Below are 15,731 nucleotides of genomic sequence, written 5' to 3' on the forward strand. Positions count from 1 at the left end.
CGAATACGAAAAAGCTCCACTTTGGTGGAGCTTTTTTTATGCCTGTATTACTGAAATGGTGTGTCTTTCATACAGCGTTCCATGTCGTAATATTCAACACGTCCTCGAGCCCCTAGAAAGGCAGACTTCACAACCATGCCTCTATCAATGAAGTAACTAAGCTGTACGCATGATATATCGTAGCTGAGTTCTTTAATTCTCGCTGGAATCCAGTAGGTTCCTGGCGTTCTTAGACGCTGAGTAAAGGTAATAACACCCTCGTCACTGACTTCTAGCTCTTCAATACCATCCAGTTCATTTTTGGCTGATTCGATGATGTCTTGATTCGCCGTAGGTTGAAGTGGCTCACTGGCGGTCAACTGACACCCCGCTATCAAGCCAAGTAGGGAGAGAGCTAGCACACTGCGTTGAATTTTTTTCATTTGTCGTTCCTGGGTTTACAGCTAATGAGATCTTATTGTCTCGCGCAGGTGTTATATCTTTTGTGTATGTTTTTGGCTAGTGAGTAATGAAAAGTTATTGAATAAATCATGAAAACTTTGAAGTATGAGGGGCCTGTATAAGAGAGAACGAAGCGAGTAATAGATTCTTGGGCTTGAACAGTGATACAAGTGAAAATTAAAGCATTCTAAATTAGTGACTAATTATATTTTTTATTTGTAACGGAACGGTTGGGTTAATAAGCAACTCAACAAGTGATGTATTTTCTACTCCTTAACATGAAGTGAAAAAGTAAACTGAGTAATCAATCTAAATTCTGACTTGTTTATCAATAGCGCTCTGTATTTATTACAAAAAATGTTTGAATGGGATGCTTTGGCATATTTTCTTATATTCACATGTGATTCATTTCACGGCTTTAATTACTCATTCTTATTTATTTCATAAATAAACCTGATAGTAGACGCAAATGGCAGGCTCTAACCAGAGCTAAGTTTGCATTTACATAAATATCAGGTATGACAATGGACACGTTAATCAAACCCTCAATACTCGCATTAACCATCGCCAGTGCACTTAGTGCAAATGCGAACGCAGAGATTATTATTTCCCAATACGTAGAAGGCGGCGCTTATAATAAAGCGGTAGAGATCGCTAATACGGGTGATACTGCGGTGACACTCACTGGCTACGAGTTGGCGAAATCATCAAACGGTGGTGGTACTTGGGGCAGCACATTCGACCTTAGCCAAGTGACGATACAAGCTAACCAAGTGTATGTACTGGCGCATGGTGACGCGAGCGATGCCATCAAAGCTGTCGCGGATATCACAGATAAAAGCGTTGCGAACTTTAACGGTGACGACCCGATCGCACTGCTTAAAGATGGTGAAGTGCACGACATCATCGGTGTGATGGGTGACGTAGATTTTGGTAAAGACACCACATTAGTTCGTAACAGTGATGCACTAACCCCTTCTGCTACTTATGATGCATCTCAGTGGACGGCATTTGAGAAAGACAACATTGACGGCCTTGGTGAGCTAAATGCGACTGAGCCACCAGCACCATTCGCTTGTGAAGTAGACGGTCAGCAACCTAACTTCACTACCATCCAAGATATTCAAGGTGAAGGCGATACGTCTCCATTCATTGATGGTTACCCATACATTACTGACGAAGATCATTTCGTAACTGGTGTCGTGACTGCTGTTACCACTGGCCTAACCAAAGGTTTCTACCTACAAGCACTAGAAAGTGATAACAACGACAAGACCTCAGAAGGTTTGTTCATTCATACCGATGCGGCAGACACGGAGCTAAAAGCTGGTGACGTTGTTTGTGTGAAAGGTAAAGTTCAAGAGTACTACAGCAATACTCAGCTAGCTTCTGATGCTAACAGCTATGTGAAAACAGGCACCTCTGAAACCCCTCGAGTTACCGATCTTGTTATCAAAGAAGGTGAGACACTACGTGATGCGCTAGAGCGTCATGAAGGCATGCAAGTTGAGTTGACCTCGGCAAGTGACTTGTTTGTAACTCGAAACTTCTCTTACGACTACGATTCACGTCGTAACAATATGATGCTCTCTCATGAAGCGCCATTGTTAAAGCCGACTCAATTACACGCGGCAGAGAGCGATGCAGCCGTTGAGCTAGCAAAAGACAACGCAGCGAACCGCGTATACCTAGAATCAGATGGCAAAGCACCAAACGGCCAAATCCCATACTACCCAGATTTTGCTAAAGATGCAGATCAAGATGGCTCTTCAGAGCAGCACATTCGCCTTGGTTCTCGAGTAGAAGGTCTACAGGGTGTCGTGGCTTACAGCTACAACGAATACCGCCTGATTGCGACAAATGAAGTCAATAACACCAACTTCGTGACTTCAGGTGAAGGCTTCGACGTGGCTCGTAAAGATGCCCCAGCGATTGCGGACTCAGATTTGCGTATTGCAAGCTTCAACGTACTGAACTACTTCAACTCCGTGGCTGACAGTGGTCATGAAAACCCAACCGGACAAAACCGTGGTGCGACTAATCTAGACGAATTCCTGATCCAGCAAGCGAAAATCGTTGCGGCGATGAACAAGATGGACGCAGACGTTATTGGTTTGATGGAAGTGGAAAACAACGGCTTTGGTGATGGCAGTGCTATCCAAAACTTAGTTGATGCCCTAAATGCTGAGATTGATGACGCTGAAGATTATTACACGTATGTCGAAATCGAAGAGCAAGACAAATACCAAGAAGAATACTTTGGCAGTGATGCGATCATGGTGGCGATTTTATATCGTGCTAACGCAGTAACGCCAAAAGACGCTGCAAAAGTGATCATCACGCCAGAGCAGCACATTGCAGAAAACACAATTACTCGTAAAGAGGGCACAGAAAGTAACCCTGCTTACGATAAGTACCAACGCCACAGTCTACTTCAGACCTTTACGGTGAAAGAGACGGGTGAAGATTTGTCTATTGTCGTAAACCACTTTAAGTCGAAAGGCTCTGAGTGTATTGAAGAGTGGATTGCTGGTGTAGAAGATTCTGAGCCAGCGGATCTGCAAGGCAACTGTAACAACTTCCGCGTTTCTGCTGCGCACGCAGTGGGTGAAGCGTTGAAAGAGGTGAAAGGCGATGTATTGCTCATGGGCGACCTCAATGCTTATGGCATGGAAGACCCACTTCTGACACTGACTGATTACTCGAAAGAGAAATACGGCCGTGACATTTATACTGCTGCTTACACAACCATTGGTGATGGTGAACTTCAAGTAGAGAAGACCAAAATTGAAAAAGGTTACGGTCTGCACAACTTAAACACGTTGCTGCACGGCACTGATACGTTTTCTTACACCTATTCGGGCGAGCTGGGTAATTTGGACCACGCATTGGCAAGCAGCAGCCTAGCGCAAAAAGTGGTAGCAATTGAAGATTGGCACATCAACTCACTAGAGAGTAACTTGTTCGAATACAGCAGCAAGTACACAGGTGATATGCCGAAGTACAAAGATGCGTTCTCTGCCTCTGACCACGATCCAGTGATCATCGCGATTGATTTACCAGATACAGATATCGATCTACCAAGCTCAGGTGAAAACCTAGCAGTGGAAGTTCGTCTACCACCAAACGCAGTTGTCGGTGATATCGTGACGGTAAGCCTAACGGAAGCAACTCAAGCGGCGTCGTCAACGTCTGATACTGATGGTTACGAAGCGAGTGCAACTCTGACACAAACAGACATTGATGCTCGTAGCGTGAGTGTGGAATTCGACAAAGCACCAACGGAAGGTCAGTACGTTCTAGAAGAGAAAGTGACAGATTCTACCGGTAACACGGTTAAGTTCAGTGATTCTCGCGATGTTACGCTAGAGCCGTCGAGTACTAACCCATCAGACGATGATGATGATGGTGGTTCATTTGGCTTTGGCGCGCTATTTGCGCTGCTAGGTCTCGGCTTATTCCGTCGTCGCCGCTAAGCGAATTTACTTCCTGACAAACAGTTCCTAAATAGCTGTAAAGACCAAAGGCCAGCCTATGCTGGCCTTTTTATTCAGCAAAAACTTGCCTTTCTTGCTTGGTATAGCAAAATACCGCCCTTGATTGTCACGAACGTGGCGATTCACTACGTAAGCATTGCCAAAACGGATTGGAGCAACCGACCCTTTATGTTGTTGATCATCGATAACTACGACTCTTTTACCTACAACCTTTACCAATACTTCTGCGAGCTTGGTGCAGACGTAAAGGTGGTGCGTAACGATGAAATCGATATCCAAGGCATTGAGGCGCTCAACCCAACTCATTTGGTGATCTCGCCAGGGCCATGTACGCCGAACGAAGCAGGTATTTCACTGAAAGCGATAGAACACTTCGCTGGTAAGTTGCCGATCCTAGGAGTTTGTCTTGGTCATCAGGCGATTGCACAAGTGTTTGGAGGGGAAGTGGTACGTGCTCGACAAGTGATGCACGGCAAGACCTCACCAATTCGTCACAACGGTCGCAGTGTGTTTAAAAATCTGAATAACCCACTCACGGTAACCCGTTATCACTCTCTTGTGGTGAAAAACGGTACTTTACCCGACGTGTTTGAACTGACTGCATGGACAGAACTGCCTGACGGAAGCATGGATGAAATAATGGGTTACCAACATAAAACCTTGCCAATTGATGCGGTGCAATTCCACCCAGAATCAATCAAAACTGAGCAAGGTCACGAGTTGCTTGCGAACTTTTTAGCACGCAAAACGATCTGATCGCGATCACTTTTCTTAACAAATCATTCATCTTTTTGCTGAGGTGAGCGGATTGCAAAACTATGCGATTCTCTCGAGTCTCTTTGTCTATTCATGTCTTTTAAAACCTTCTATCCCCTGTATTACATAACATTTATAAAAAATCACTTCTCTATTTTACTTTCTTGATGCATAAATAGTCATAAGCAGTGATTAATGGAAGTTACTTTCGAGAACGAAAAGAATAAATCACTATTGAAATGGTTAATTAAATGTAAATACAATGCCGCAATAGCTTAAATGCAAAACATTATTTGCTGGCAAAGAGAGCTGGTTAAATTCGCTTATCTGCTACGCATGCGGTATCAAGAAGGAATGTGCAATGACAACGGAAATTAAAGTAGAGCGCGGTTTATTCGATGAGGTAATGGTACCTTGCTATAACCCGATGGAAATGATCCCTGTTAAAGGTGAAGGTTCACGTGTTTGGGATCAGGAAGGTAATGAATACATCGACTTTGCTGGTGGTATTGCAGTGAGCTGTCTTGGCCATTGTCATCCAGTAATGGTAAACGCACTAACAGAGCAAGCTAACAAGCTTTGGCACTTAAGTAACGTTATGACGAACGAACCAGCCCTTCGTCTGGCGAAAAAGCTAACAGAAGTGAGTTTTGCTGAGCGTGTGTTCTTTGCTAACTCTGGCGCAGAAGCAAACGAAGCCGCTTTGAAGCTGGCACGTCGTTATGCAGCAGACGTTCATGGCACTGAGAAGTCTGAAATCATTGCATTCAAACAAGGTTTCCACGGTCGTACATTCTTTACCGTAACGGTTGGTGGCCAAGCTGCATACTCTGACGGCTTCGGTCCTAAGCCAGGCGACGTGACACACCTTCCTTACAACGATATCGAAGCTTTACAAGCACACATGTCTGATCGTACTTGTGCGGTCATGATGGAGCCACTACAAGGTGAAGGCGGCATCGTGCCACCAACGCCTGAGTTCGCTCAAGCGGTTCGCGAGCTGTGTGACAAACACAACGCCTTACTGATCTTCGATGAAGTGCAAACTGGTAATGGCCGAACAGGTAACTTCTACGCTTACCAAGGTTTAGGTATCACGCCAGATATTCTAAGTACTGCGAAATCACTTGGTGGCGGTTTCCCGATCGGTGCAATGCTAACGACAGCAAAATTGGCAGAGCACATGAAAGTGGGCACTCACGGTTCTACATATGGCGGTAACCCACTAGCGTGTGCGGTTGCAGAAGCGGTTGTAAATGAAGTTACTAAGCCAGAGGTGTTGGCTGGCGTGCTAGAACGCGAAGCAATGTTCCGTGAAGGTCTAGAGAAGATCAATGCGAAGTACAACATCTTCTCAGAAGTGCGCGGTCAAGGCCTATTACTTGGTGCTGCACTAAATGAAGAATGGCAAGGCCGTGCGCGTGACGTGCTAGTTGCTGCAGGTAAACAAGGTCTCATGGTATTGGTTGCGGGTGCCAATGTCGTACGTTTCACACCATCACTCGTTATCACACAACAAGAAATTGAAGAAGGCTTGGCGAAACTGGATAAAGCGATTGCGACTTTAGTTTAAGCGCGATATCAGTTTAAACGTCAACGCAGACACCCCCGTCAAGGATCTCTGATGGGGGAATTGTTCCTACAATATAGTTAGGATCTTCTTGCATCTGGAGGGAGTATTGATGCTAGTAGTTCGCCCTATCGCGATGTCGGATTACGACGCACTGCACACTTGTGCGGTGGAGTCTGGTCACGGATTTACATCTCTACCGGTTAACGAAGAACTGTTAACCAATCGAATCAAACATTCAGAGTACAGCTTTGGTAAGCCAGATGTGGCAGAACCAGGCGATGAAGGCTACCTGATGGTTGGCTTTGACTCTGAAACGGGTGAGGTTGCGGGTACCACCGGAATCGAAGCATCTATCGGCTGGGATGTCCCATTTTACTCATATCACATTAGTAAAGTTGTGCACTCGTCGCCAAAGCTTGGCGTTAACAACGTCGTTAAACTGCTTACTTTTGGTAATAACTACACGGGTAACAGCGAAATTTGTACTTTGTTTTTGCGTGAGAAATTCCGCCAAGGTCTGAATGGTCGTCTAATGTCGAAGTGTCGTTTCCTAATGATGGCAGAGCACCCAGAGCGTTTCTCTGAAACGATCTTTGCGGAGATGCGTGGCGTTTCAGACGACGAGGGTAATTCACCATTCTGGCAATGGCTCCAAGAGCATTTCTTCTCTATCGATTTCACGCTTGCAGATTACCTAACAGGTATCGGCAAGAAAGGCTTTATCGCCGACTTGATGCCGAAACTGCCTATTTACATCAATCTGCTCAGCCCAGAAGCGCAAGCCGTGATTGGTCAAGTACATGACAACACGCGTCCAGCGCTGAAGCTGCTTGAGCGTGAAGGTTTTACCAACCGAGGCTACGTCGACATCTTCGACGGTGGTCCAACGGTTGAGTGTGATCTGCGTAATATTGAGTCGGTACGTCATTCATTCCGTGCGCAAGTCAAAATCTCTGAACATTCCAGCACACAAGACTTCTTGATGTGTAATTCATCTTTCGAGAACTTCCGTGCGACAGTCACTAAAGCGGCGTATGACGCAGAAACACAAAGCGTGATGATTGCACCAGACGTTGCGGATGCACTTTCGGTTGAAGAAGGGGATTTCGTTCGCCTTCTTCCGCAGTAACAGACGACAGAATTTAAGGATAGAAACAATGACACATTGGATTGCAGGTGAATGGGTACAAGGTCAGGGTGAAGCATTTACGTCTCTGTCGCCGTACAACCAAGAAGTGATCTGGCAAGGCAAAGGTGCAACGGCAGAGCAGGTGAACCAGGCGGTATCTGCAGCGCGTGAAGCGTTTATTGACTGGAAAAAGCGCCCATTTTCAGAGCGTGAGGCAATCGTGTTGGCTTTTGCGGAGAAAGTAAAAGAGAACAGCGAAAGAATCGCCGAAGTCATTGCCAAAGAAACTGGTAAGCCAATTTGGGAAACGCGCACTGAAGCTGCAGCCATGGCAGGTAAAATTGCCATTTCGATTCGCGCTTATCATGACCGCACTGGTGAGGCGAGCCGTGAAGCAGCAGGCAACCAAATCGTATTGCGCCACCGCCCATTGGGCGTGATGGCGGTGTTTGGTCCTTACAACTTCCCAGGCCACCTACCAAATGGTCACATTGTGCCTGCGCTACTGGCTGGTAACACGGTAGTCTTCAAACCGTCTGAGCAAACGCCATGGACGGGTGAATTGGCAATGAAGCTATGGGAAGAAGCCGGTCTACCGAAAGGCGTGATTAACCTTGTTCAAGGCGCGAAAGAAACTGGTATCGCGCTCGCTGACGCAAAAGGCATCGATGGCGTACTGTTTACGGGTAGCGCAAATACGGGACATGTATTACACCGTCAATTTGCGGGTCAACCGGGCAAGATGCTCGCACTAGAAATGGGTGGTAATAACCCGATGGTGATCTCTGATAAATATGGTGATTTGGATGCCACGGTTTATACCATCATCCAGTCAGCGTTTATCAGTGCTGGGCAGCGTTGTACGTGTGCTCGTCGTTTGTATGTGCCATTGGGTGAAAAAGGCGATGCGCTTATCACCAAGCTCGTTGAAGCGACACGCAATATTCGCGTAGACCAACCATTTGCAGAACCTGCGCCATTTATGGGACCGCAAATTTCGGTCGCGGCAGCCAAGTTTATTCTTGATGCACAAGCTAATCTACAGTCTCTTGGCGGTGAAAGCTTGATTGAAGCGAAAGCAGGAGAGGCGGCGTTTGTTTCTCCTGGCATCATTGATGTAACGAACATTGCTGAGTTACCAGATGAAGAATACTTCGGCCCACTTCTGCAAGTGGTGCGTTACGAAGGGTTAGACAAAGCCGTGGCGCTAGCAAACGATACGCGCTTTGGCTTATCTGCTGGTTTGGTCTCAACCGACGACCAAGAATGGGAATACTTCGTTGACCACATTCGTGCAGGTATCGTGAACCGTAACCGCCAGCTCACTGGTGCAAGCGGTGATGCGCCATTTGGTGGTCCGGGGGCGTCGGGTAACTTGCGCCCAAGCGCTTACTACGCAGCAGATTACTGTGCGTACCCAATGGCATCAATGGAAGGTCAAGAGACTGTCTTGCCTGCAACATTGAGTCCAGGTGTAGCGCTATAAGTTTTAATAATAGAGTCGCAACTATGCATTGCGGCTCACCTTGCCGGCGCATCATTTAGGTATGGGTTGTAGTGATCGTTGGCAGAACACGAAAAGTGAGCAAAGACTCGGAAAAGCGTGTTGACTGACTGGCATTTACCGTCACAGGTTGATGGTTGCTCGTTCATTATTCTGGACAACTTTTGTTGTGAACGAGCAGCCAACTTCCGCTTACCTTTAAACTCTACATCTCGTAACAAGGAGTCGTTATGACGCCCGATGTGTTATTTGAATCGCTATGGCAAGATTACATTCAACGTCTTTGCCCTTCGGCTGCTAAAGTGCATCAGCTGCTTCAAGAAGATGAGCCTCTGATTAATGATCATATAGCTTTACGTACCTTCAATATCGCGCCTCTTGGTATTGAAACTCTAGCTAAGCCATTTGTAGCTATTGGTTACAAGGCGTGTGGTGATTACGTTTTCGAAAGCAAAAAGCTGGTTGCTAAGCACTATGAGCACCCAGATCCGAAGCAACCTAAAGTATTTATTAGTGAGCTAAAAGTTGAAGAGTGCTCGTCTGAGCTACAAGAGATTGTGAAAAATTTGGTGGCACAAGTCGATGCTGACAAGCTGAACGATAGCGCATTCTTACATGGTGGACGCTTGTGGGATTTAAGCTTTGCTGATTACCAAACGTTGGCTAAAGAAAGTGAGTACGCATCTTGGCTTGCGGCGCATGGTTACGGAGCAAACCACTTCACGGTGAGCGTTAACCAGCTCAATGAATATGAAGAAGTGAAGCAGGTAAACGATCATCTGCGTACCGCTGGGTTTACCATTAATGAAAATGGTGGTGAAGTGAAGGGCACTCCTGAGGTGTTGCTAGAGCAGTCATCGACCATGGCAGATAAAGTAGCGGTTCGTTTTAGCGAAGGCACTGAAATTATCCCTGGCGGGTTTTATGAATTTGCTAAGCGCTATCCGATGGAAAATGGTGATTTGTACCCAGGTTTCGTGGCCGCTTCAGCTGACAAAATCTTTGAAAGTACGAATGGCTAAGTTTTAGGGTTAACCTGTTAAGCTTACTCATTAGTGTTCGCTGCACCCTATCTCATTTGGTCATGAGTAAATAAAAAGCCACCAATGTTGCCATTGGTGGCTTTTATAATTTTGTTCGTGTCACTCTAGTTCGAGATTAACGAGTACCGTAAACCACGATGGTTTTACCGTGAGCAGAGATTAGGTTCTGCTCTTCTAGCATCTTCAAGATACGACCTACTGTCTCACGAGAACAGCCAACAATTTGACCGATTTCTTGACGAGTGATCTTGATTTGCATGCCGTCTGGGTGAGTCATTGCGTCTGGTTGTTTTGCAAGGTTCAGAAGCGTCTGAGCGATACGACCAGTTACGTCTAGGAACGCCAGGTCACCCACTTTTTGGCTAGTTACTTGAAGACGACGAGCCATCTGCGCAGAAAGACGCATTAGGATGTCTGGGTTTACTTGGATAAGCTGACGGAACTTCTTGAAAGAAATTTCAGCAACTTCACAAGGAGATTTAGCACGAACCCAAGCTGTGCGCTCTTGGTCTTCCTCGAATAGACCAAGTTCACCAATAAAGTCTCCTTGGTTTAGGTAAGAAAGGATCATCTCCTTACCTTCTTCGTCTTTGATAAGAACCGCAACAGAACCTTTAACGATGTAGTACAAAGTTTCTGCCTTTTCGCCCGCGTGAATTAGCGTGCTCTTTGAAGGGTACTTATGAATATGACAGTGTGAAAGAAACCACTCTAATGTTGGGTCGGTTTGAGGTTTACCTAGAACCATAATATCTCACTTCCTCTGCAGGGTACGCTTGCGCTATCCATATTTTAGCTAAGCCTGAATTAGGCCTACTAGAATAAGAGCACTTTTTATATGCTGCAAGCTCTCTTGTGTTTCGGTAAGAAATAGTATCCTTTTTCGAAAACGATTTCTTGATTTTAATCGTGCCATGATTGAGATTTTGTAAGCAAAACTGTGCACATGATCACGGTATGAAAAGTAAACATCTTCGCAGGCAGGTTTTTAGCCAATTTTCCCTGTTTCGATGAGCTGTTGTAGGATAGGCCGAACTATGAGCTCCATTGCAAAGCTCATCTTACCGCCGGGTACGACAATCGTGTTGTGGCGTGACATGAATGAGCCATCAATCATGGCCAGCAGATATGGGAAGTCGACATTCTTGATACCGCGTAGGCGAATCACCACAAAACTCTCATCCAAACTAGGGATGCCTTTTGCATTAAGTGGGTTGGAAGTATCAACGGTCGGTACGCGCTGGAAGTTGATGTGAGTACGAGAAAACTGCGGAGTGATATAGTTGAGGTAATCGTCCATGGATCGCACGATTGAGTCCATTACCGCTTCACGCGAATGGCCGCGATCGCGAGTGTCACGTACGAATTTTTGGATCCACTCTAAGTTCACAATCGGCACCATGCCAATTAAGAAATCCACATGTTGAGCAACATTAACATCGCCATCGACCACGCCACCATGTAACCCTTCATAAAACAGCACGTCGCTGTTTTCGGGTAAGTCTTGCCACGGTGTAAACGTGCCTGGCATTTGATTGTAGGGAACCGCTTCGTCAAACGTGTGCAGATAACGGCGCACGCTGCCAGTGCCGTCATGCCCGAACTTACGGAAAAACTCTTCTAATCCCGGGAAGTCATTAGCTTGTGGGCCAAAGTAGCTAATGTGTCGACCTTGCTCGCGGGCTTTGCGAATTTCGATGTCCATTTCTGGGCGAGTAAAGCGATGGAAGCTATCGCCTTCAACCCATGCGGGTTTAACGTTCATCATATTGAACATTTTACGGAAGGCTTCAGATGTAGTGGTCGTGCCGGCACCGGACGAACCAGTAACCGCAATAATTGGGTGTTTAGCTGACATGACAAACCTTGTCGAAAATTACTTACCTGTAATGTGCAGTAGAGTTACTACTGCACGGTCGATATCCCACTATAGCACGTAACAATACCTTGTCATCGAGTGGGATACGGTAAAATGTGAAGGGTCTAAAATTTTGTTTTATGCTGAATATCGACGGTTTCGTGTAGCTCAGAGAACACGATAACCGCTTCACCTTTTTCCAATTGAGCTTTAACTTGATCAATTTTGTCTTGCAAAGAAACCTCGACGGTTCCGTAATCCGTTCCTTCGCGTAAGACGAATTCACGAATTAAGTTTTCCAATGTTTCCGGCGCAATGTCTTGCCATGGAATGATCATAAATACCTCTAACTTTTATGATGAGCGGCTAGTTTACTGCGTTCGTTGCTTGGATACAGCAGAAAGGTAATCTGCGGCGATACTTTCGTAATACGCAGGCAGCGCTTCCTCCAACCAAAACTTAGGTTTTAACGCCGTTCCTGTCAGGAAGCCAACATGGCCACCGTGTTCAAAGAGACGGTAATCAATGTTATCTGGCAGAACAAACTTCGGGATCACATCGTCGGTCATGAACGGATCGTCTTTGGCGTGAATGATCAGTGTCGGTAGCGTGATCTGTTGTAATTTACTTAAGCCAGAACATTGATCGTAATAATCTTGTGCGTCTTTAAAACCGTGCAGTGGTGCCGTGATCAAATCATCGAATTCATACAGCCGTGTGACACGTTTTATTGAGTTGTAGGACAGCGCAAGCTCACCATGCAGTAGATGATGCTTTTGTAACGCGTTACGTTTCAGTGAAGAAAGCAGGTAACGGCGATACACTTTTGAAAAGCCTTGTTCTATACGGTTCGCACACGCCGCTAGGTCTAAAGGCGCTGAGATAATAGTCGCTGCATTCAAAATAGGGTGGTCTTTATATTGGGCTAAATAATTCGCCAACATGTTACCGCCAAGAGAAATACCAACTGCAACTTTGGGATTATCAGGAAAACGTTGTTCAAGGTGCTCTAGGAAGTAACGAGCATCCGTCACTTCTCCCGAGTGATAAGCTCGTGCTTTTTTGTTTGGTTTACCGCTGCAGCCACGAAAATGCATCATCACCGACAGCCATCCAGATTGAGCAAATGCATTCATTAGCCCATTGGCATAAGGGCTATAGAAGCACCCCTCTAACCCATGAAATAAAACAAAAATCGGCTTTTTTTGTGCAGGCTCTTGGGTTGGGTCCTCGCTCCACGCGAGATCGAGAAAGTCGCCATCGGATGTATCGAGGGTTTGCCAAATCGGCGTAAATAACGCTTTTTTGCGAATAAAACGCGGCAAAAGCGTTTGGAGATGCGGGTTTTTGATCCCGGCGGCTGCGAAAAATTGTGTCATACCTAACTGCTCTTATGCGGTCCTTCGGTGTCCGTTGAAGAACTTATTAATATAATCCTTTATAAAGATTATAGGTATTCTACAGATTTATGGGCGTTTTGGTGGTTGAATGTTTGGCACCGGAATAGCAAAGGCTTGCTGCAAATGCTCCCCACCGAGTTGACGACAGTATCTCAACGTCAGTGGGTCACCATCATTTTTGAGTAGTGCAAGTGAGTTAATGCAGTCCACCAAATCCGCTTGTTGCTGCTTTTCTAGTTGCAGCTCAAACTGCAAGGTCTCACGATACAAAGCGTCATTGACTTGAGACTTAAGGTGGCGACGAAGGTCGCGAAAGGAGTGAAGTAAAGTTTCGCTCCTACCTAGACAGTCTTGCACCAAGGGCCAGTCTTTTTCTTGGAAAATGAGTTGCTGCTCATCGAGCCATCTGAGCAGCAGGAGTAGGTTCACGTTACCGTGGTAGTTGTTCTGTAATGATAAACACGCCTCTTTCACTTCTCGCACACCATAAAATTGCAGACTAAACTGCCAAAGGTGTTCTAGGGTGAGTGTGTATTCAGCGTGTTGATTACTCATTGATTAAACTCTAGCTCCATCTGCTCCAACGTTTCTTGAGCAGACATCCATTCCATTTCAATTTCTTCGAGCTCAGCTTTACTGGAAGCTTGAAGTGCCAGCACTTGGTTAAGTTTAGCTTTATTTTCGGCCGCATACAGTGAGTTGTCCGCCAATTGTTCTTCAGCTTCGGCCAGTGCAGCACCTAACTTATCCATTTTATTTTCTAGTTGTGTCAGCGTTTTGCGAATTGGCGCTGTCTGTTTTCGAAACTCTGCATCGCGACGTTTTTGCTCTTTCTTCGCAGCTGCGCTGTTGGCCGTATCTTTGCTTGGCTGCGCAGCCTGCGCTTCTTTGCGTTCCGCTCTTTGTTGTTCGGTTAACCATTTATAATAGTCATTTAAATCACCGTCGAACGGAGCAACTTGTCGATCATGCACTAAATACAAGTCATCGGTCGTAGCGCGCAGTAAATAGCGGTCGTGCGAAACAATCACCATCGCACCTTCGAATGTTTGCAGTGCCATCGTAAGTGCTTGGCGCATGTCCAAGTCTAAGTGGTTGGTCGGTTCATCAAGTAGCAACAGGTTTGGCTTTTGCCACACAATTAAAGCCAATACCAAACGGGCTTTTTCGCCACCAGAAAACGGCGCAACTTTTTCTAGTGCTTTGTCACCTTGGAAGCCAAAGCTACCTAGGTAATCACGTAGCTGCTGTTCGGTTTGATCGGGTGCGATTTGCATCATGTGTTGCAGCGGCGTTTCTTCAGGATGAAGTGTTTCTAACTGGTGCTGAGCGAAGTAACCAATTTTCACGCCTTGTGAGTAAGTTAGGTCACCACCTTGCGCGTTAAGTTCACCAGAGAGCAGCTTGATTAAGGTCGATTTACCCGCACCATTACGGCCGAGTAGACCAATACGACTGCCAGGAACCAAGTTCAAGCGGATCTTCTCTAAGATCAGGTTGTCACCGTAACCTGCAGATACTTCATCCATCATCATGATTGGGTTTGGCAGCGCAGCTGGCTCACGGAATTGGAAGCTAAATGGGTTATCGAATTGAGCTGGCAGTACTTTTTCCATGCGCTCCAAAGCTTTGATACGGCTTTGGGCTTGGCGTGCTTTTGATGCTTTGTAACGGAAGCGGTCGATGTAGCTTTGCATGTGCGACATCTGCTTCTGTTGCTTTTCAAACATCGCTTGTTGCAACACCATCTTTTGTGCGCGTTGGTTTTCGAATGACGAGTAGTTACCCGTGTATTCGTTCAGCTGCTGATTCTCGATGTGAATGATGCGACCAACGATCGGATCCAAGAAGTCACGGTCGTGCGAGATCAGAATCAGCGTGCCAGGGTAGTTTTGTAGCCAGCGTTCAAGCCACATCACTGCATCTAAGTCCAAGTGGTTGGTTGGCTCATCGAGCAGTAATAAGTCAGAACGACACAACAGTGCCTGAGCTAAGTTTAAGCGCATACGCCAGCCACCAGAGAACTGGGTCAAACTCCAACTCATTTGCTCTTGGCTGAAACCTAAACCATCGAGCAGTTCTGCCGCGCGAGCGCGAATGCTGTAACCACCAATGGTTTCAATTTTACCGTGTATCTCGGCAACTAGGGTTCCGTTGTCTTGTGTTTCTGCTTCAGCTAACTGCTTTTCGAGAGCGCGGTACTCGCGATCACCATCAATGACGTATTCCAGTGCAGTGCGCTCTAGCGCAGGCGTTTCCTGTGCGACCCAGGCCAACTCCCAGTGTTGAGGTTGGCTAAATGAGCCAGCATCAATTGACAGTTCATCTTTCAGTAGGGCAAACAGCGTTGATTTACCGCAGCCGTTTTTGCCCACAAGACCGACTTTATCGCCAGGGTGAATAGTCGCAGAAGCTTGGTCTAAAAGAGGTTTACCGCCACGCAGTAACTGAATATCAGAGAAGGTAATCATAAAGTTTTCATTCACTTTGCGCAGTGCGCGTTGCTTGGTTACATAGCGAAGTGGTTTCA

13 protein-coding genes are annotated in these 15,731 nt (G+C 46.1%); 6 read left to right on the plus strand and 7 right to left on the minus strand.

Annotated features, from left to right (window positions below; genetic code table 11):
- Positions 1-47 precede the first annotated feature (47 nt).
- Positions 48-422: a hypothetical protein gene (locus R7P69_RS23035; RefSeq protein WP_005381401.1), complete on the minus strand. Its 375-nt coding sequence runs from the start codon at positions 420-422 to the stop codon at positions 48-50.
- A 543-nt stretch (positions 423-965) separates the two neighbouring features.
- Between R7P69_RS23035 and R7P69_RS23040 the strand changes: the two genes are divergently transcribed.
- The 6 genes from R7P69_RS23040 (at position 966) to R7P69_RS23065 (ending at position 9,922) form a co-directional block, all read left to right on the plus strand.
- A complete protein-coding gene (locus R7P69_RS23040; protein WP_238952132.1) occupies positions 966-3,917 on the plus strand; it encodes an ExeM/NucH family extracellular endonuclease in 2,952 nt (983 codons plus the stop codon).
- A 189-nt stretch (positions 3,918-4,106) separates the two neighbouring features.
- Positions 4,107-4,694, plus strand: a complete 588-nt coding sequence (locus R7P69_RS23045; protein WP_065274924.1) for an aminodeoxychorismate/anthranilate synthase component II — start codon at positions 4,107-4,109, stop codon at positions 4,692-4,694.
- Positions 4,695-5,055: 361 nt separating this feature from the next.
- Entirely contained in the window at positions 5,056-6,267 is a 1,212-nt protein-coding gene (locus tag R7P69_RS23050) for an aspartate aminotransferase family protein (protein ID WP_005381420.1), read from the plus strand.
- Between the two features lie 109 nt (positions 6,268-6,376).
- Positions 6,377-7,396, plus strand: coding sequence for an arginine N-succinyltransferase (gene astA / locus R7P69_RS23055; RefSeq protein ID WP_005381422.1), 1,020 nt, complete (start codon positions 6,377-6,379; stop codon positions 7,394-7,396).
- Between the two features lie 28 nt (positions 7,397-7,424).
- Positions 7,425-8,882, plus strand: coding sequence for a succinylglutamate-semialdehyde dehydrogenase (astD, locus tag R7P69_RS23060; RefSeq protein WP_238952131.1), 1,458 nt, complete (start codon positions 7,425-7,427; stop codon positions 8,880-8,882).
- 248 nt (positions 8,883-9,130) lie between these two features.
- Complete coding sequence (locus R7P69_RS23065) at positions 9,131-9,922, plus strand: DUF1338 domain-containing protein (protein ID WP_005381426.1); 792 nt, start codon at positions 9,131-9,133, stop codon at positions 9,920-9,922.
- A gap of 136 nt (positions 9,923-10,058) precedes the next feature.
- On the opposite strand, the gene crp is transcribed toward R7P69_RS23065, so the two are convergent.
- From crp to R7P69_RS23095, 6 genes are all read right to left on the minus strand, one after another.
- A complete protein-coding gene (gene crp / locus R7P69_RS23070; RefSeq protein WP_005381432.1) occupies positions 10,059-10,691 on the minus strand; it encodes a cAMP-activated global transcriptional regulator CRP in 633 nt (210 codons plus the stop codon).
- Positions 10,692-10,931: 240 nt separating this feature from the next.
- Positions 10,932-11,801: a phosphoribulokinase gene (locus R7P69_RS23075; RefSeq protein ID WP_005381434.1), complete on the minus strand. Its 870-nt coding sequence runs from the start codon at positions 11,799-11,801 to the stop codon at positions 10,932-10,934.
- Positions 11,802-11,926: 125 nt separating this feature from the next.
- Complete coding sequence (locus R7P69_RS23080; RefSeq protein ID WP_005382815.1) at positions 11,927-12,139, minus strand: YheU family protein; 213 nt, start codon at positions 12,137-12,139, stop codon at positions 11,927-11,929.
- Positions 12,140-12,172: 33 nt separating this feature from the next.
- Complete coding sequence (locus R7P69_RS23085) at positions 12,173-13,180, minus strand: hydrolase (RefSeq protein WP_033907159.1); 1,008 nt, start codon at positions 13,178-13,180, stop codon at positions 12,173-12,175.
- An 87-nt stretch (positions 13,181-13,267) separates the two neighbouring features.
- Positions 13,268-13,756, minus strand: a complete 489-nt coding sequence (locus R7P69_RS23090) for a TIGR02444 family protein (RefSeq protein ID WP_033907158.1) — start codon at positions 13,754-13,756, stop codon at positions 13,268-13,270.
- A complete protein-coding gene (locus tag R7P69_RS23095) occupies positions 13,753-15,672 on the minus strand; it encodes an ABC transporter ATP-binding protein (RefSeq protein ID WP_042523641.1) in 1,920 nt (639 codons plus the stop codon). Before R7P69_RS23095 ends, R7P69_RS23090 begins: the two co-directional genes overlap by 4 nt.
- Positions 15,673-15,731 lie beyond the last annotated feature (59 nt).

It is taken from the genome of Vibrio sp. 661, from assembly GCF_033339315.1.
Taxonomy (GTDB): domain Bacteria; phylum Pseudomonadota; class Gammaproteobacteria; order Enterobacterales; family Vibrionaceae; genus Vibrio; species Vibrio alginolyticus.

What these genes read in the sequence shown, in the direction of transcription:
- R7P69_RS23095 (WP_042523641.1), bottom strand. Translation starts at nt 15,672, where the DNA reads ATGATTACCTTCTCTGATATTCAGTTACTGCGTGGCGGTAAACCTCTT.
- astD (WP_238952131.1), top strand. Translation starts at nt 7,425, where the DNA reads ATGACACATTGGATTGCAGGTGAATGGGTACAAGGTCAGGGTGAAGCA.
- R7P69_RS23065 (WP_005381426.1), top strand. Translation starts at nt 9,131, where the DNA reads ATGACGCCCGATGTGTTATTTGAATCGCTATGGCAAGATTACATTCAA.
- R7P69_RS23075 (WP_005381434.1), bottom strand. Translation starts at nt 11,801, where the DNA reads ATGTCAGCTAAACACCCAATTATTGCGGTTACTGGTTCGTCCGGTGCC.
- astA (WP_005381422.1), top strand. Translation starts at nt 6,377, where the DNA reads ATGCTAGTAGTTCGCCCTATCGCGATGTCGGATTACGACGCACTGCAC.
- R7P69_RS23080 (WP_005382815.1), bottom strand. Translation starts at nt 12,139, where the DNA reads ATGATCATTCCATGGCAAGACATTGCGCCGGAAACATTGGAAAACTTA.
- R7P69_RS23090 (WP_033907158.1), bottom strand. Translation starts at nt 13,756, where the DNA reads ATGAGTAATCAACACGCTGAATACACACTCACCCTAGAACACCTTTGG.
- R7P69_RS23085 (WP_033907159.1), bottom strand. Translation starts at nt 13,180, where the DNA reads ATGACACAATTTTTCGCAGCCGCCGGGATCAAAAACCCGCATCTCCAA.
- crp (WP_005381432.1), bottom strand. Translation starts at nt 10,691, where the DNA reads ATGGTTCTAGGTAAACCTCAAACCGACCCAACATTAGAGTGGTTTCTT.
- R7P69_RS23040 (WP_238952132.1), top strand. Translation starts at nt 966, where the DNA reads ATGGACACGTTAATCAAACCCTCAATACTCGCATTAACCATCGCCAGT.
- R7P69_RS23035 (WP_005381401.1), bottom strand. Translation starts at nt 422, where the DNA reads ATGAAAAAAATTCAACGCAGTGTGCTAGCTCTCTCCCTACTTGGCTTG.
- R7P69_RS23045 (WP_065274924.1), top strand. Translation starts at nt 4,107, where the DNA reads ATGTTGTTGATCATCGATAACTACGACTCTTTTACCTACAACCTTTAC.
- R7P69_RS23050 (WP_005381420.1), top strand. Translation starts at nt 5,056, where the DNA reads ATGACAACGGAAATTAAAGTAGAGCGCGGTTTATTCGATGAGGTAATG.